Origin of the sequence: Pseudomonas sp. 18-147, assembly GCF_051048045.1 — a bacterium.
Classification (GTDB): domain Bacteria; phylum Pseudomonadota; class Gammaproteobacteria; order Pseudomonadales; family Pseudomonadaceae; genus Pseudomonas; species Pseudomonas aeruginosa.
This window is the reverse complement of sequence record NZ_CP182296.1, coordinates 3,358,356-3,375,853: the sequence shown is the minus strand read 5'-3', so window position 1 is coordinate 3,375,853 and position 17,498 is coordinate 3,358,356. Positions and strand designations below refer to the sequence as shown.

General features: G+C 67.5%; 9 protein-coding genes and 1 pseudogene. 4 read left to right on the top strand and 6 right to left on the bottom strand.

Features of this window, described 5'->3' with window-relative positions; genetic code table 11:
• Positions 1-15: 15 nt before the first annotated feature.
• Positions 16-1,740: a carbamoyltransferase family protein gene (locus tag ACM0M4_RS16040; RefSeq protein ID WP_003118530.1), complete on the bottom strand. Its 1,725-nt coding sequence runs from the start codon at positions 1,738-1,740 to the stop codon at positions 16-18.
• Positions 1,741-1,919: 179 nt separating this feature from the next.
• Positions 1,920-4,562, bottom strand: coding sequence for a TonB-dependent receptor (locus tag ACM0M4_RS16035; protein ID WP_115288805.1), 2,643 nt, complete (start codon positions 4,560-4,562; stop codon positions 1,920-1,922).
• Between the two features lie 275 nt (positions 4,563-4,837).
• On the opposite strand from ACM0M4_RS16035, the gene fusA reads away from it, so the two are divergent.
• From fusA to ACM0M4_RS16020, 3 genes and pseudogenes are all read left to right on the top strand, one after another.
• Positions 4,838-6,946: an elongation factor G gene (fusA, locus tag ACM0M4_RS16030; protein ID WP_003088751.1), complete on the top strand. Its 2,109-nt coding sequence runs from the start codon at positions 4,838-4,840 to the stop codon at positions 6,944-6,946.
• Between the two features lie 171 nt (positions 6,947-7,117).
• Positions 7,118-9,712: a bifunctional diguanylate cyclase/phosphodiesterase gene (locus tag ACM0M4_RS16025; RefSeq protein WP_115288804.1), complete on the top strand. Its 2,595-nt coding sequence runs from the start codon at positions 7,118-7,120 to the stop codon at positions 9,710-9,712.
• A gap of 160 nt (positions 9,713-9,872) precedes the next feature.
• A pseudogene (locus ACM0M4_RS16020) lies at positions 9,873-10,076 on the top strand (nitrilase-related carbon-nitrogen hydrolase); the annotation flags it as partial.
• 28 nt (positions 10,077-10,104) lie between these two features.
• Here ACM0M4_RS16020 and ACM0M4_RS16015 read toward each other — a convergent pair.
• On the bottom strand, positions 10,105-11,772 hold the full coding sequence (locus ACM0M4_RS16015; RefSeq protein WP_054376325.1) for a hypothetical protein: 1,668 nt from the start codon (positions 11,770-11,772) through the stop codon (positions 10,105-10,107).
• 176 nt (positions 11,773-11,948) lie between these two features.
• Positions 11,949-12,158, bottom strand: coding sequence for a hypothetical protein (locus tag ACM0M4_RS16010; RefSeq protein ID WP_003088759.1), 210 nt, complete (start codon positions 12,156-12,158; stop codon positions 11,949-11,951).
• 513 nt (positions 12,159-12,671) lie between these two features.
• Here ACM0M4_RS16010 and ACM0M4_RS16005 point away from each other — a divergent pair.
• Positions 12,672-13,574: a LysR family transcriptional regulator gene (locus tag ACM0M4_RS16005; protein ID WP_003139628.1), complete on the top strand. Its 903-nt coding sequence runs from the start codon at positions 12,672-12,674 to the stop codon at positions 13,572-13,574.
• A 36-nt stretch (positions 13,575-13,610) separates the two neighbouring features.
• Here the strand turns inward: ACM0M4_RS16005 and ACM0M4_RS16000 are convergent, their stop codons facing one another.
• Both ACM0M4_RS16000 and ACM0M4_RS15995 read right to left on the bottom strand, forming a co-directional pair.
• On the bottom strand, positions 13,611-15,515 hold the full coding sequence (locus ACM0M4_RS16000; RefSeq protein WP_221345400.1) for a 10S-dioxygenase: 1,905 nt from the start codon (positions 15,513-15,515) through the stop codon (positions 13,611-13,613).
• Between the two features lie 39 nt (positions 15,516-15,554).
• Positions 15,555-17,429, bottom strand: a complete 1,875-nt coding sequence (locus ACM0M4_RS15995) for a (7S,10S)-hydroperoxide diol synthase (protein WP_054376327.1) — start codon at positions 17,427-17,429, stop codon at positions 15,555-15,557.
• Between the last annotated feature and the right edge of the window lie 69 nt (positions 17,430-17,498).

Genomic DNA, 17,498 nt, shown 5'->3' with positions numbered 1-17,498 from the left:
GCTGCGGTTTGCGCCTCACTCGAAGCGCGCCCTGGCGAAGGCGTTCTCGCCCTTGCGCCAGACCAGCAGGGACTCGCCCAGCACCACCAGGTCGACCATGCCGTCCTCCAGCGCGCCGAGGGCGTCCTGCGGGGCGCAGACGATCGGTTCCTCGTGGCGGTTGAAGGAGGTGTTGATCAGCGCCGGCTGGCCGCTGCGGGCATGCCAGGCATGCAGCAGGGCGTGCATGAACGGATCGGCCTGCGGCCGGATGATCTGCGGCCGGGCGGTGCCGTCGACATGCACCACCGCCGGGCAGCGTGCGCGGAAATCCGCATGGCAGTCGTAGGTCATGGTCATGTAGTCGGCCGCCACCTGGTCTTCACGCCAGCCAACGTAGCAAGCCTCGGCGTGTTCTACCGCGGTGACCGGGGCGAATGGCATGAACTCGGTGCGTTCCATGCGCTGATTGAGCCAGTCGTTGGCGCTGGCATCGCCGGGATGGTAGACGATGCTGCGGTTGCACAAGGCGCGCGGGCCGAACTCCATGCGGCCCTTGAACATGCCCAGCACCTGGTTTTCCCGCAGCGCTTCGACCAGCGTCTCGATCAGGTTGGCCGGCCGGCTGTAGGCCAGCTGCGGGTACTGGCTGGCGATCAGCTCGGCATTCTGCGCGGCGCTGCGCGCGTCCGGCCCGAGGGCCATGCTCGGCGCCGGGAAGCGCGTACCGTTCTCGCGATAGGCCACCGCCACCGCCGCGGCCAGGGCCAGGCCGCCGTCGCCCATGCAGGGCAGCACGTAGACATCGCGGACCCCGGGGATCTCGCGCAGGCGCTGGTTCAGCTTGACGTTGCCGAACACCCCGCCGGCCAGGCACAGGTTGGCGCAGCCGGTGCGCGCCACGTGCTCCCGGGCGATGGCCACCAGCAGGTCTTCGGAGTGCCGTTGCGCGGCGGCGGCGACATCCGCCGGGCGTTCCGCCGCGCAGCGTTGCAGCAGCGGATCGCTGTAGCCGTCGTAGGAGGGCAGGTACAGTTCGCCGCAGCGGGCGCGCAGGCGGCCGTTCTCCAGGCGGATCATGTCGTTCATCAGCGGCAGCAGCTTTTCCGCGTCGCCGAACGCCGCCAGGCCGGTGATCTTGCCTTCGTGGCGGTTCGGCTTGAAGCCGAGCAGGCGGGTGATGCGCCCGTAGAAGTAGCCCAGGCTGTCGACGCTGGTCTCGCGTTGCAGGACCGCCTCGCCGCCGTCGGCGCGGTAGTGGGTGACGGTGAGCGACTGGAAGTCGCCGCGGCCGTCGCAGGTGAGGGTCAGCGCCTCGTCGAACGGCGAGCAGACGAACGCGCCGAGGGCGTGGCATTCGTGATGGTCGATGTACTCGACCTTGCCGCGCAGGCCGTTGGCGCGGACGAAGGCATCGAATTCGCCGCGCTTGGCCTTGTCGTTGGCCATTTCGTCGGCGATCCGCTTGCGCAGGTGCGGCAGGCCCTCGGGACGCTCGCGGGCTTCCTCGAGGACCCGGTCCAGGTAGAGGTCGAGGTGCCGCCCGGCGTCGAACCCGGCGTTCCAGCCGTAGGCGATGCGGTCGATGTCGGCCAGGTCGATGCCGGCCTCGCCGAGCACATAGTCGATGGAGCGGCTCGGCCAGGCCTTGTGGTCCTTCTGGCGGGTGAAGCGCTCCTCGCTGGCGGCGGCGACGATCCCGCCGTCGCGCACCAGGCAGGCGCCGGCCAGGTCGTTGTTGGTGATCCCGAGAATGATCATGCGGTGTCCTCTTGCGCGAACGGGTGGGGGGCGAGAGGCGTAATAGGTTGCATGGCACCGGGAGCCCAACAACCTGCCAGATCTGGTCGCCTGCGAAATCTGGCAGGGCTACCGGATCTGGTAGCTGGACAGCCGTCGACGGGCTTGCCGGCCATACCGGCCGGGCGCCCGCGCCGGCATCAGAAGCTGTAGCTGAGGCGGCCGAACAGGATGCGCCCGTAGGGATCGGTGTAGCGCGGGTCGTAGCCGCTCTGGAAGGTGTAGGTCTGGTTGCTGAACGGCGGTTCGCGGTCGAACAGGTTCTTCACCCCGAGGGTTAGCCCCAGCGCGTGGCTGAGGCGGTAGCTGCCGGCCAGGTTCCAGAGGTTCCACGAGCCGACCTTGCCGTGGCTGGCGCGGTCGTAGTCGTTGTAGCCGCTGGTGTAGCGGTTGCTCAGGGTGGCCTGCCAGGCGTCGCGGCTCCAGGTGGCGTTGGCGACGTGCTTCCAGCGGGCGATCACGCCGACGCCCTGGAAGTCGCCGACGTTGTCCAGGTACTGGCCGCCGATCTGCTGCTGGAAGTCGTAGCGGGACACGTAGGTGCCTTGCAGGTCGAGCCCGAACTGCCCGTAGCGGCTGGCCGGAAAACGATAATCGAGGCTCAGGTCGACGCCGCTGGTCTTTACCTTGCCGAGGTTGGCCAGTCCGGTGACGACGTGATCGATCGAGCCGTCGGCCTTGCGCACGATGCGTCCGGCGTAGGCCTGCGGGTCGGCGAAGATCGCCGCTTCGGGAAACTCGGCGATCTGGTTGGCGATCCTGATCCACCAGAAGTCCAGGCCGACGGAAAGGTCGCGCAGCGGCTGGTAGACCAGGCCCAGGGTAACGTTGCGCGCGGTTTCCGGTCGCAGGTCGGTATTGCCGCCGGTGGCGTTGTAGAACTGCTGGGCGCAGTCGCGGTTGGCGATGCCGCCCTGGCTCGGCTGGCCGCCAGCGCACAGGCGCGGGTCGTCGTAGTTGGCGCTGGTATAGGTGGTGAAGGTCGGGTTGTACAGTTCGTACAGCGACGGCGCACGGAAACCTTCGCTGTAGGCGCCGCGCAGGACCAACTGGCGGAACGGCTGGAAGCGGAACGAATATTTCGGGTTGCTGGTGCTGCCGAAGTCGCTGTACTTGTCGTGGCGGATCGCCGCGCTGAGTTCCAGGCTGTCCAGCACCGGCACGTTGAGTTCGGCGTACTGCGCCTTCAGGTTGCGCTCGCCGCTGACCGTGGCGGCGGGATCGACGCCGAGGCTCTGCACGTTGCCGGCGAAGTCCTGGATGTCCTGGTGGAACGCTTCCTTGCGGAACTCGCCGCCCAGCGCCAGGGCCGCCGGCCCGGCGCCGAACCAGTCGCCGATCTCCCGGCTGGCGCGGGCATCCAGGCCCTTGACGCGGCCGACCGAGGTACGGAAGTCGCCGCTCAGGGCGTGGCTGCCGAGGTAGGCGAGGCCGGCGTCGGTCTGCGGCCCGAACGGGTTCAGCGTCCCGTTGGCGATGCCGAGGGCGGCGGCGCGATCATCGACGTAGCCGCTGTGGATATGGTCGACCACCTTGTTCTGGTTGTACGAGGCGCCGATATCGTAGTCCCAGCCGGCGAACTGGCCGTCGAAGCCGAGCAGCAGGCGCTGGCCGGTGTTCTGCGAGGATTGCAGGCGCGGCCCGAGCACGCTCTGTCGCCAGTTGACCTCCACCGGCCGGCTCGGGTCGAGGACGAAGCCGCCGGGTCCGGGAGTGATGCCGTTGCCGGGATAGAAGGCGGTGCCGGGATCGATCTGCAGGCCGGTGAGGGTCCCTGGGCCGACCTGGGTAGCGTTGTCGTTGCGCGACCAGAAATACTCCAGGCTGACGTTGTGCTCGTCGGCCAGCTTGCCGGTGGCGCGGCTGAACACCGAGGTCTTCTCGGTTTCCGGCACCAGGTCGAGGTAGCGCCACAGGCTCTGCCGGCAGATGCCGTTGCGCGGAATCAGGTCGGCGCCCTTGCAACCGCCGGCGGCCAGCGGATTGCTGGCGTTGGCGCCCTGGCTCCAGTTGCCGGGGAAGGCGGTTCCGGAACTGTAGTCGAGGCCGCGTCCCGGCTGGTAGTTGTAGGTGTAGCCACGGTCCTTGGCGCCGAGGCGCTCCTGCTTGTCGTAGTTGGCCACCGCGAAGACATTGAAGCGATCCTCCTCCAGCTCGCCGAAGCCCCAGCTAGCGCTGACGTTGCGCTGGTTGCCGCCGCCGTCGTGGGTGGGGGAGGCGTAGCCGCTGTCGAAGCGGCCTTCGTTCAGGCTCTTGCGGGTGATGAAGTTGATCACCCCGCCGATGGCATCGGTGCCGTACAGCGCGGAGGCGCCGTCGCGCAGCACCTCGACCCGGTCGATGGCGGCGAAGGGAATGGTGTTGAGATCCACCGCGGAGCCGTCGATGGCATTGTTCGCCAGGCGCCGGCCGTTGAGCAGCACCAGGGTCTTGTTCGCGCCGATTCCGCGCAGGTCGGCGAACGAGGCGCCGCCGGTGGCGCTGCCGACCGAGCGACTGGAGTTGTATACGCCCTGGTTGCCGGAAAGCCGGCCGATCAGTTCCTCGGTGCTGGTCACGCCCTGTTGGCGCAGCTCCTCGGCGCGCAGGACGCTGATCGGCACCGCGGTTTCCGCATCGACCCGGCGGATCGCGCTGCCGGTCACCTCGATTCGTTGCAACTGGACCGTGGGCGGGTCGACAGGCGCCTGTTCCTCCGCCGCGGCGGCGCTGCCGGGAGCGAGCTGCAGGGCCAGCAGCAGGGCGGCGCCCAGCGGCGCGTCGGTGTGGAGCGATCGGTGCATGGTCGGGGCATCCCTTGTTCCGGTGTGTCCAGGGATGTCCGTCGAGCCGGGGGATTTTCCAGGGACGGCTTAGACCTTTGCGCCATGAGTTTATGTCCGCTGGGAACAAGCCCTGCCGTCGCGCCTTTCGTCGGCGGGCCGGAGCGGCAGAACCAGTCCCCTCTGCCGAGGTCGAAAAGCAGGCGTCGCGGCGGTGCTGTGGCGTCCTTTCTTCAGCTACATTTTTCTTTCAGCAGTCGTTCCCATCATCCAGGGCAGCACCCAAGGGGCAGATCATGGCTCGCACCACTCCCATCGAGCTTTATCGCAACATCGGCATCGTCGCCCACGTCGACGCCGGCAAGACCACGACGACCGAGCGGATCCTCTTCTACACCGGCGTCAACCACAAGATGGGCGAGGTCCATGACGGCGCGGCGACCATGGACTGGATGGTCCAGGAGCAGGAGCGCGGCATCACCATCACCTCGGCGGCGACCACGGCCTTCTGGCAGGGCTCGACCAAGCAGTTCCCGCACCGCTATCGCTTCAACATCATCGACACCCCCGGCCACGTCGACTTCACCATCGAGGTGGAGCGCTCGCTGCGCGTGCTCGATGGCGCGGTGGTGGTGTTCAGCGGCGCCGACGGGGTCGAGCCGCAGTCCGAGACGGTCTGGCGCCAGGCCAACAAGTACCATGTGCCGCGCCTGGCCTACGTGAACAAGATGGACCGCCAGGGCGCCGATTTCCTCCGCGTGGTCGCGCAGATCAAGCAACGCCTGGGCCATGTCCCGGTGCCGATCCAGCTGGCGATCGGCGCGGAGGAAAACTTCAGCGGGCAGATCGACCTGGTGAAGATGAAGGCCATCTACTGGAACGATGACGACCAGGGCACCAGCTACCGCGAGGAGGAGATCCCGGCGGAGTTGCGGGCGCTGGCCGAGGAGTGGCGGGCGCACATGGTCGAGGCCGCCGCCGAGGCCAACGACGAACTGATGAACAAGTATCTGGAAGGCGAGGAACTGAGCATCGAGGAGATCAAGGCCGGGCTGCGCCAGCGGACCCTGGCCAACCAGATCGTACCGGCGGTGCTCGGCTCCTCGTTCAAGAACAAGGGCGTGCCGCTGGTGCTCGACGCGGTGATCGACTATCTCCCGGCTCCGTCGGAAATCCCGGCGATCAGGGGCACCGACCCGGACGACGAAGAGAAGCACGACGAGCGCCATGCGGACGACGACGAGCCTTTCTCGGCGCTGGCGTTCAAGATCGCCACCGACCCCTTCGTCGGCACCCTGACCTTCGCCCGCGTGTATTCCGGGGTGCTGACTTCCGGCGACGCGGTGCTCAACTCGGTGAAAGGCAAGAAGGAGCGGGTCGGGCGGATGGTGCAGATGCACGCCAACCAGCGCGACGAGATCAAGGAAGTGCGCGCCGGCGACATCGCCGCGCTGATCGGCATGAAGGACGTGACCACCGGCGACACCCTGTGCGCCATCGACAAGCCGATCATCCTCGAACGCATGGACTTCCCCGATCCGGTGATCTCGGTGGCGGTGGAACCGAAGACCAAGGCCGACCAGGAGAAGATGGGCATCGCCCTGAGCAAGCTGGCCCAGGAAGACCCGTCGTTCCGCGTGAAGACCGACGAGGAGACCGCGCAAACCATCATTTCCGGGATGGGCGAGTTGCACCTGGACATCATCGTCGACCGCATGCGCCGCGAGTTCGGCGTCGAAGCCAATATCGGCAAGCCGCAGGTGGCCTATCGCGAGACCATCCGCAACACCTGCGAGATCGAGGGCAAGTTCGTCCGCCAGTCCGGCGGCCGCGGCCAGTTCGGCCATTGCTGGATCCGCTTCGCTCCGGCCGACGAGGGGCAGGAAGGCCTGGAGTTCCACAACGAGGTGGTCGGCGGGGTGATTCCCCGCGAGTTCATCCCGGCGATCCAGAAGGGCATCGAGGACCAGATGCAGAACGGTGTGCTCGCCGGCTACCCGCTGATCGGCCTGAAGGCGACGGTGTACGACGGCTCCTACCATGACGTCGACTCCAGCGAGATGGCGTTCAAGATCGCCGCCTCGATGGCCACCAAGCAACTCTCGCAGAAGGGCGGAGCGGTGCTCCTGGAGCCGGTGATGAAGGTCGAGGTGGTGACCCCGGAGGACTACATGGGCGACGTGATGGGCGACCTCAACCGCCGGCGTGGCCTGATCCAGGGCATGGAGGATACCCCGGCGGGCAAGGTGATCCGTGCCGAGGTCCCGCTGGGCGAAATGTTCGGCTATGCCACCGACGTGCGCTCGATGTCCCAGGGGCGCGCGAGCTACTCGATGGAGTTCGTCCGCTATGCCGAGGTACCGGCCAGCGTGGCCGAGGCGATCGTCGCCAGGCAGGGCCGCTGAGAGCCGCCGCGCGCCGCCGAGGCCAGCGGCGGCGCGCGCCTTTGCGGGAGCGGCAGCCGCATCTTCGGCGCCGATGCGCTTGCCAAGCGGGGTTTTTGACGCCCCCTGGATGCTTAACTATAAGACAGTGACCAAGGCCCGCACCTATACGGTCACAAGGATGGCGAATCGATGCTTGCTTCAGCGATTGCCAGCGGTACCGCAGTCTCCCAGGTCTCCAAGCATCTCCTAATGTTCCTGGCCGCCCTTTTCCTCGCCCTCGGTGCATGCGGCTGGGCGATCCTGCACATCGCCAGGCACCAGGACGACATCGCCATCGAGCAGAGCCATTTCTACGTGGAAAAGGCGCTGCAGAATCGCCGGGAAAATTCCGAGCAGTTCTCCACCACCTATTCCTTCTGGACCGACGCCTACGTCTATCTGGGAAACCGGGTCGACGTGGACTGGGCCTTCACCAAGAACAACCTCGGCTCGGTGCTCTACACCACCAATGGCTACGACGGCGTCTTCGTCATCGATGACCGTGGCACTCGCTACGCCATGCTCGAGGGCGAGCTTTCCGAACGCTCGCTGGCCGACTCGCTGAACGCCGACACCGGGGACATCCTCCGCTCCGCACGCCGTGCCGCGGTGGACGAGGCGGCGATCAGCCGCTACGTCGACTTCGACGGCGCACCGGCGATCCTGGTCGCCTCGGCGATCAAGCCCACCAGCGATCATGCGCCCATCGACCTGGCCAAGGCCTCGGTGATGGTCTTCGTCGACCGGCTGACCCCGGCGAAGCTGGCCAAGCTCGGCGGCGACTACGGCATCGCCAACCTGCACCTGCTGGCCGGCGGCGCGGCGGGCGACAAGGAAAGCCTTGCCCTGGAGGGCACTCCCCATCGCCTGGCCTGGGTGTCGTCGCGTCCGGGTAGCGCCATGCTGCGGGAGACCGCGTTGCCGCTGCTGGGAATCTTCGTGCTCGCCGCCGGGCTGCTGTTCTGGCTGAGCCGCAGCGCCGTGCTCAACGCCCGCGCGGTGGATCGCCAGCAGAAGGTCCTGAAACGCAGCAACCAGGCCCTGCTGGCCAGCGAGGAACGTTTCAAGTCGATAGCCGAGGCGGCCTCGGACTGGATCTGGGAAGTCGACGGGCATTTCGTCTTCACCTATCTCTCCGTGCGCTTCCGCGACGTCACCGGCTACCAGCCGGAGGCCTGGATCGGGCGGCGGCTGGACGAGTTGCTGGATAGCGATACGGTGAACATCGTCAAGTGGCTGGAAGGGCTGCCCGATGCCGGTGCGCCGTCCAGCCTGGTCTGCGCTTTCCGCGACAGCCAGGGCCAGGCGCGGGTCGGCAAGCTGAGCGCCAGCGCGATCCGCAACGGCGTCGCCAGCGGCTATCGCGGCACGGCGGCCGACATCACCGACGAGGTCGAAGCCCATGCGAAGATCCAGCATCTGTCCCTGCACGATGCCCTGACCGGCCTGCCGAACCGCAACAAGCTGTTCCAGTTCCTCGAACGCCTGCTGGCGGAAAAGGCTGGCAAGTCGCCGGTAGCGGTACTGATGCTCGACCTCGACCGCTTCAAGCCGATCAACGACCAGCACGGCCATCCCGCCGGCGATGCGGTGCTCTACGCCATCGCCGAACGGCTGCGCGCCTCGACCCGCGACCAGGACATGGTTGCCCGGCTCGGCGGCGACGAGTTCGTGGTGGTCAGTACCCACGTGTCGTCGAAGCTGGAAATCGAGAAGTTCTGTAGCCGGCTGATCGACGTGATCAACCGCGAGGTCGCCTACGAAGGGCACAGCTTCCATGTCGGCGCCAGCATCGGCGTGGCCCTGGCGCCGGAGCACGGCGGCGATCCGCGGGGCCTGCTGCGTTGCGCCGACGTGGCGATGTACGAGGCCAAGGCCGCGGGGCGCAATACCTGGCGTTTCTACTTGGAAGCGATGGACTCCCATCTCGCCGAGAAGAAGCTGCGCGAGACCGAGTTGCGCGCCGCCTTGCAGAACGGCGAGTTCGAGTTGTACTACCAGCCGCGTTTCCTGGCGCAGGAACAGACGATCGCCTCGGCGGAGGCGTTGATCCGCTGGAACCATCCGCACCGCGGGCTGATCGGCCCGGACGAGTTCATCGGCCTGGCGGAAGAAAGCGACCTGATCGTGCAGATCGGCAACTGGGTGCTGCGCGAGGCCTGCGCCACCGCCGCCTCCTGGCCGGGCGAGGTGATGGTCTCGGTGAACGTGTCGCCGGCGCAGTTCATGACCGGCGATATCGTCTGGCAGGTGCGCGAGGCGCTGCGCCTGGCCCACCTGGATGCCCGCCGGCTGGAGCTGGAGGTGACCGAGAACGTCATGCTCAACGATGTCGACGGCGCGCTGCGGACCATGACGGCCCTCAAGGAACTGGGCGTCCGCCTCAACATGGACGACTTCGGTACCGGCTATTCCTCGCTCGGCTACCTGCGCACCTATCCCTTCGACAGCATCAAGATCGACAAGCGCTTCGTCGCCAGCATGGAGAAGACCGGGCGCGACCGTTCGATCGTGCAGGCCATCATCAATCTCGGCAACGCCCTGAACCTGCGGGTCACCGCCGAGGGCGTGGAGACCGAAGGGCAGATGCACATCCTGCGCGACGAGCAATGCCACGAACTGCAAGGGTTCCTGCTCAGCCGACCGCTGGATGCGCAGCGCCTGCGCGATCTGCTGGAGCGCGAGGCGGGGCAGACCCAGGCGCCCCAGGTTTCCGCCGAAGGCCATGCTGCGCGCCGGCCTTGAGCGGGCGTCAGAAGGGCGCACGCGGTGCCTCGGCGACCCTCGGTTCAGCGATCGCCCTGCGTATGGTTCAGAAAATGCTGAACTGATTATTTGACCTGACTGATTCCCTTCCCGTCTTCGCTTGCCGACACTCCGTCCTTCCCATGGCCTTGTGCCAGGGCCTGCGCCGGTGGTCGCTCCCCGCTTCGGGCGAATCGCGGTGATGGTCTGCTACGACCTGGAGTTTCCCGAATGGGTGCGCCTGCCGGCGCTGTCCGGCGCACAACTGCTCTGCGCGCCGGTGAACTGGCCGGCGGCACCGCGTCCCAAGGGCGAGCGGCCGGGCGCAGCTGGGCGAATGAAAAAGGGCGCGGGCCAGTATCGGCGCCGCGCCCTTTTGCCGGAGGAGAACCTTATTCCAGTTCGGCTGCGCTCTCTTCCTGGCGCTTCAACCCGGTATGACTGATGGCGTGCAGAGCGGTATTGAACTGTACGGTCTCGTTGAAACCCTTGACGATCTGCGCCAGCTTCTCGCGGGCGCTTTCCAGCTTCTTGAAGCGCTCGCCGAGTTCCAGGCTGCGCTGCTGGACGCTGGCTTCGCGCTTTTCCAGTTCGGCCTGACGCAGGTTCTGCTGGCTGCGCAACTCTTCGAGGCGTTCCTGTTCGATCTGCAGTACTTCGGCTCGCCGCGCGCTGCTGCGCTCGCGGGCTTCGACGCTTTCCGCGAGTTGTTGCAGGGCCGCGCTGCGCTCGGCCAGGAGACGGTTGCTTTGCTCGGTTTCCCGCTCCAGCGCCTGGCGGTCGTCCTGCAGGCGCTTGTGCCACTGCCGGAGCTGCTTTTCCTTTTCCTGCAATTGCCGCTCCTTCTCGTGCAATTGCGTCTGGAGCGACTCCAGCGACTCCTGCTGCTTGAGCGCTTCCTGCTTCTGCTGGCTCAGTTGCTGGGCCATGCCGGCGAGGTCGGCCAGGGTGCCCTGCACGTCCTGTAGCAGATGCTCGGTATCGTTGCCGATATCGAGCGCGGTATCCGTATCCACGTGGGCTTCATCCTCGGGTTGGCGAATGACGGCGGCGGCCTGGGTGGGCGCCTCTCTGGCGTCGGCCTCGCCCTCGGCGCTGGCCAGGCGTGCGGGCGGCACCCGGAGGCGCAGCGACAGGCTGGGGACCCTGGCCGATACCGGTTCCGGCGCGGGTGCGGAAGCGGCGAGGGGGGAGGGGCTCGGGGGCATGGAGGATTCCTCGGCGGCGTCTGGAGACGGAAGGTTGGCGCTGCCCGTGGCGTCGGCGGCGTGCAGCGCGGGGTGGAGCAGCTGCGCCAGGTCGGCAAGCTCCTCGCGAAGATGACTGGCGTTGTCGACGAAGGCGCCGATGGCCTCGGCATCCGCTACCTTGGCGGACTGCTCCGCATTCGCCGGGAACTCGGCTGGCGCCCGACCCTCGGGCACTGCCGTTTCCGCCTCCGGCCGCAGCTCGGGCTCGACGCAGCCGGCCTCTGTGACGGTTTCGTCTTCCGCCGCCTCGGGCTCGTCGATGGGCTCCGCCGGCCCGTCCGAGGCCTCGTCCGCATCGTCCGCGGCGAGGACATCGGGAGCGGCGTCTTCGAAAAGGGCCTCATGGACGAGCGGCGGGACGTCCGCGCAGGGTTCCTCGCCATCCAGGGCGGGGCCGTAGCCATGGGGGGACTCGAAGGTGACGAGCTTCATCACCCACTCGCGCTCGAGCACCAGGGAGCGGTGTTCTTCCCGCCGCGAGGGGGCGATGGCCGCGTCCTGCAGGTCGATGAGGTGGTAGGCCAGGTCGCTGGTCCGGCGGTTGCCGGTGGTGGCTTCGCGGACCAGCTGGCGGAACACCTGGATGGCCGCCTCGCAGGCCTCGTCGGTGTCGAGGCGGCCCAGGCGGAAGCCGTCGTCGGTCTTGAACAGGGAGGCGATGTAGACGCGCGAGTCGTTTTCGTCGACCTGTTCGTTGAGGCTGTAGGCGATGAAGTTGCGGTCGCTGGCGGGAATGGCGAAACCACACAACAAGGCCGCATTCAGTTCCGTCTGCTCGGCAGTTTCCACACTGATGGTTCGAAGAAGCATAAGCCCTGGAGATCCCGTTGGTGCTTGGAAGGTGTAACGGGCGAGGGTACCGGGAGCTATGGGCGAGGTAACTTGGACGAGTCCTATTGCCTTGTAAGAAAAATCTTGAAGATTTTACTGCGCACCGTGCCCAGCACACCGCGCAGGCTCGTCCGCTCGTACGGGGGCGGCGCGCTTCAGCGATCCGCCATCAGGACGACGATGGCCTCGGCGACGAAGTCGGCATTGCGCTCCAGGGTCTGCAGGTGGTTCATGACGACATCGTAGGTTTCGCCGCCTTCATGGCGCTTCGCCCAGATCGCCAGCTCCTCCAGGGCCATGCCGAGGGCACTCTGGTTCTGGTTGAGACGGCAGAGCAGGGCGACAGTCAGGTCGTGATCCAGCATGGCGGTACTCCTGATCCTGAAAAACTCAGCGTAGACCCCCTGGCGCTCCGCCGACACGGAAGCGGTTCACGAAAAGACGAAGCGGTTCAGCCGCTGCCGACGAGGTGGCCTGCGTTCGTGGCCGGTGCCCACGGCGCGGCGCTTGCGACGGTCCCTGGCAGCTTCGGTCCGACCTGGCAAGGGGACCTATCCGAACGGCGAGGGTGGCCCGCGGTGGTGGCGCGCCGCATGGCCAGTTCCCCATGCCGCCTGGCTATACTGGCGGCGCGGGAACAAGACGCCGCCCATGAAGAGCGTCCCGGCCCCGAACGTCGCGCTTCCTGTCATCTCCGCTACCTATCTTTCGTTCTTCTGCCGCGAAACGGCTTTCGGAAGCAGGCTGCCGGCGGTCGTTCGTCGCGCCGTCCCGGGGTTTCCCTGCCCGTGCCGATCCGACCCGTGTTGCCAGCGAGGGGTATGTACGCAATGTCCGTGACCGATGCCAGTTTCCCGATCATCAACTGGTCGAAGGCGATGCCTTCGTTGCGCCAGCTGATGTATTTCGCCTGTGTCGCCGAGTACGGCAGCATCGGCCAGGCCGCCGAGGTGCTGCACGTTTCGCAGCCGTCGCTGTCGCGGCAGATCCAGGCGCTCGAAGTGCACATCGGCGAGGCGCTGTTCGTCCGCGGTCCGGCCGGGGTGAGCCTGACCGAGGTGGGCAGGGTGGTGCATTGCCGCGCGGTGAAGATCATCGCCGAGGCCAAGGCGCTGACCCGCGACATCGGCGACGGCGACGACCGCCAGTTGCACATCGGTTTCAGCCGCTACCTCGATCCCGGCTGGTCCGGCGAGCTGGCCCGGCAGTTGAAGGAAGCGCGGGTGTGCAGCGCCGTTTCGCCATCCTGGGCGCCATCGCTGGACCTGCTCAGCCTGGTCCGCGAGTCGTCCCTGGACGCGGCGATCATCGGCGCGCCGCCGAAGGTGGTGCGCGAATACGAGCTGATGGAGATCGGCAGCTACGAGCACGTCATCGCCCTGTCGGAAACCCTGCACCGGCGACTGGCGCCCGACTGGTCGCTGAACGACCTGATTGGCGAGCCGCTGCTGGTACCGAAGGACTCGCTGTTTCCCGCCTACAGCCAGTTCATGAACGATGCGATGGATGCCGCTGCCTTCGCGCCCCGGCGCAGCGTGCGGCCGAACGACCTGAGCATTCTCCTGGCCCAGGTCGCCAGCGGCGACGGCTTCGCCTTCCTACCGTTGTCGCTGACCAAGTTCGCCTATCCGGGGGTGGCCTTCACCGCTCTGCCGGCGGCGGTCAACGAAGGCTTCCGCCTGCCGGTGGGGCTGGCGGTGTCGCCGACTTCGCGGCTTCGTGCCAGCGACACCCAGTTCGAATGCTTCGTCGAGACCGCGCGGCGGGTCGCCGCCGGTTGAGGGAGGCGGCCGGGAGCGCCGGCCGCGCGAGGGGCTTCAGAGGGTCTTCATGTACTCGACCAGGGCGCGGCGCTGCTGCTCGTTGAACTGCGCGTTGCCGTAGTCGTGGCCGCCATTGGCGTTGCCCGGCTTGCCGCTGTCGAAGAGGAAGCGGTTGGCGCCGCCGGCATCGGTGATGTAGCCGACGTTGACCGGGTCGAACTCGACGCTGCCGGTATAGAAGGTCCGCGGCCGCAGGTCCGGCGGCAGCAGCAGGTCGTAGAGGGTCGCCACCGAGCCGTTGTGCAGGTAGGGCGGGCTGGCCCAGATACCGTTCAGCGGGCGCGCCTTGTAGGCCATCAGGTCGCTGGTCATCGCCAGGCACTGCTCCAGGCGCCGGGCCTTGTCGCTGTCGGCCGCGACGTTTTCGGCCAGGAGCAGGGCGCCTGGCGCGTCCGCGGCGGTCGCTTCGACGCTGTCGGCGTCGGGGCTGTCCGGCACCGGACTGATCAGCGGCGGCAACTGCCCGTCGAAGATGCCCAGGGCGGCGGTCTGGAAGGCACCCAGGGCGACGCTCAGGCCGCGCGCGGCCAGGGCCTGGACCACCACTTCCTGGAGCACGTCCACCGCATAGGCCTGCTTGCCGTAGAAACCGCGCTGGCCGGTGCCGACGAAGGACAGGTAGGGCTTGCCGCGCACATAGCCGGTCTTCAGTTGGGCGATGCTGTTGCAGGCGGTCCACGGGTCGGTGCCGATCGGCGCGACCTCGCCGCGCGCCTGCAGGTGGGTGAGCACGGTCTTCACCGGGGTCCGCAGGTCGTTGCGGTCCAGCGGCGTGTGGCAACTGGAGCAATGTTGCCGGTACAGCTCGCGGCCCTCGGCGACCCTGGTCGGCTCCGGGGCGCCGAACAGCTGGTTCGGCCAGGCCGGCGGCTTCAGTTGGCCGAGCTGGTCTTCGATGCGGATCAGGTTGTCGACGTTGATGCTCGACGGGTAGCCGATGTGCAGCGCCGACTGGATCGGGCTGAGCACCTTGACGTCGGCGAATACCCCGACCGCCTCGCCGGCGTTGCGCGCCAGGGCGCCGACGTCGAACTTGCGGTTGTCGATGTCGACCACGTTGATGTGGTTCGGGTTGAAGCCGGTCCACTGCACGCGGTCCAGCTGCGGTACGTTCCACAGGAACGGATAGCTCACGGGGGCGTCCTCGGCGCCGTAGATCTGCTCGTCGGCGTGCAGTTCGTAGCCCACCGAGTTGAAGATCGAACCGATGGCATCCAGGCGCCCCGGGCCGAACTCGGGATCGTGCGGCAGGTTGAAGTGCGAGCCGTCGCGCAGGCGCACGATGGTGGCGTCCAGGGCTGCCTGCAGGCGCGCCTTGTTGGCGTCGTTGTAGCCGCTGACCAGGCCGTCGGCGCCGAGCACCTTGCGGGCGAAGCGCTCGAACTTGGCGGTGTCGGCGCGGGTGCTCTGCAGGGCGCCGAGGATCTCCAGCTGGAAGCCGGCGAGGTCGCCCATGGTCTGCCCGCCGTAGACGGTCAACTGGGTGCCCTGGTAGCTGATGTGCGAGGTGTGGCACATGCTGCAGGTCGGTCCGACCCAGGGTTCCCTGGAGCCCTGCAGGGCCTTCCAGCGCAGCTTGGTGAAGGTCAGGTCGCTGTCGTCGCTGCGGTCGACCGCGTAGCCCTGCACCACCTTCACGCTGGAACCGCCGAGGGTGTGCGGGACATAGCCGTACTGGCGGATCAGCGCGTCGGACATCAGCGGTTCTTCGCTGGCGCGCTGCTCCAGCGCCACCAGCCAGGCCAGCGGCAGCATCCGCGAGCCCTGGCCGGCTTCCAGCCAGGCGGTCTTCTGGGTCTGGTTCCAGCCCTGGTCGAGGTCGACGCCGCTGTCGTCGGCGAATGCCGGGGCACCGGCGAGGACGGAAAGGATGGCAAGGCTGAGTTGCGATAGGGTCATCGGGCGGTTCTCTCTATTGGGCATGTGGGCGGGGCCGGCTCACAGGGTCTTGAGGTATTCGAGCAGCGCCAGGCGCTGGCTTTCGTCGTACTCGCGGGCGAAGTCGTGGCCGGCGTTGGAGTTGCCTTCCAGGTGGGTGTCGAAGAGGAAGGCGTTGTCCGGGCCGGGCCCGGTGAGGTAGCCGACCCGGCTCGGATCGAACTCGTGGCTGCCCGTGTAGAAGGTGGTCGGCCGTTGCTCCTGGGGCAGCAGCAGGTCGTACAGCGACGGCACCGAACCGTTGTGCAGGTAGGGCGCAGTGGCCCAGATGCCGTTCAGCGGGCGAGCGATGTAGCCGAGGAACGGATGCTCGGTGTTCAGGCAGTAGTCCTTGCGCGCACTCTTGTCGGCGGGGACTTCGCCGGCGGCGAGGCTCGGCGCCTGGCTGCCGGCCGGGTCGCCGCCGGCCAGCAGCAGTTGCCCGGTGGGAAGCGCTTGCAGGCTGTCGGAGCCGGGCAGGGTCTGCTGCCCGGTGACGATGGCGTGGATGATCTCGGCGATGCCGTCGGCCAGCTGGCCTTTCTTGCCGAGCATGATCTGGAACACCTCGGGGACCTGCATGTCGGCGATCTTCGAAGTCCGCCCGACGATGCCGACGCCGCTGGGGGTGCCGAGGGACGGTCGGAACAGGCCGAAGTAGTTGCCGCTGGGGCTGCTGAAGGTGAAGGTGTTGCAGGCCATCCACGGGTCGGTGCCGATCGGCGCGTCGTCGCCATGGGCCTTCAGGCGCACCTGGCGGACCTTGATCGGGGTTTGCAGGTCGTCGCGGCCGATGCTCGCATGGCAGGCCGCGCAGTTCTCCTCGTAGAGGCGCTTGCCCTGGGCCAGCCTGGCGCTGTCCGGGGCGCCGAACAGCTGGCTCGGCCAGGCCGGCGCCTTGAGCTTGTGGATCAGGCCCTCGACACGGGTCAGGTTGTCCACGCGGATGCTCGAGATGTAGCCCTCCAGGCCGGACAGCGGATGGCTGACCACGTCGCCGTAGTCGCCCTGGACCACGCCGATGTCGCCGGCCAGGTAGCCGAGGTCGAAGACCTGGCCGTTGAGGTCGAGGACCTTGACGTTGGGCACGAATCCGCTGGATTGCAGCTTGTCCATCTGCAACGTGTGCCACAGTGCCGGGAAGCTGGTCGGCGCGTCGGTCGGGTTCGCTTGCAGATGGCGGGCGCCGGAGTTGATTGCCGCGCGGTTGAGTGACTGGCCGGTGGCGTCGAGGCGCCCCGGGCCGGGTTGCAGGTCGGTCGCGGACATGCTCAGCAGGGTGTCGATCAGCGCCGCGCGTTTGACCAGGGCGGCCTTCAGCAGCTCGCGGTTGGCCGGGCTGTCCTCGCTGCCGAGGACGTTGCCGGCGAAGCGCGCGAACTTGTCGCCGTCGTCGCTGGTGCGGCGCAGCGCGGCGAGCACTTCGTCGAAGATCGCCTGGACGTTGGCCAGGGTGGCGCCGGCGTCGACGGTCAGTTCGCTGCCGCGGTAACTGATGTCGGTGGAGTGGCAGCCGGCGCAATTCAGCCCGACCCAGGGTTCGCTGGACGACTGGCGGGCTTTCCAGCGCAGGCGGGTGTCGGAGAACTGGCTGTCGTCCTGCTGGTCGAGGGCGAAGCCGCGCGGCAGGCGCAGTTCGCCGCCTTGCCAGTTGCGCAGGGGAAAGCCGAGGCGCCGGGCGTTGTCTTCGGAGAACAGGCGCTCCTCGCTGTCCGGACGTTCCAGCGCCTGGGCCCAGGCCAGCGGCAGCAGCCGCGAACCGAGCGAGGCGTCGTACCAGGAGGCGCGTTGCTCGGCGTTCCAGCCTTGCTCGAGCTGGATTTCGGTGGCGACGGCAGGGCTGCCGGCGGCGGCCAGTGCGGCGGCCAGCAGGACCCGCGAAAAGGTCGGATGCATCGTGTTCCCCTCATGGCTGACGACGTCTGCGTCCCCACAGGGCAGAGCGATGCAGTGCGCTCGATGGCT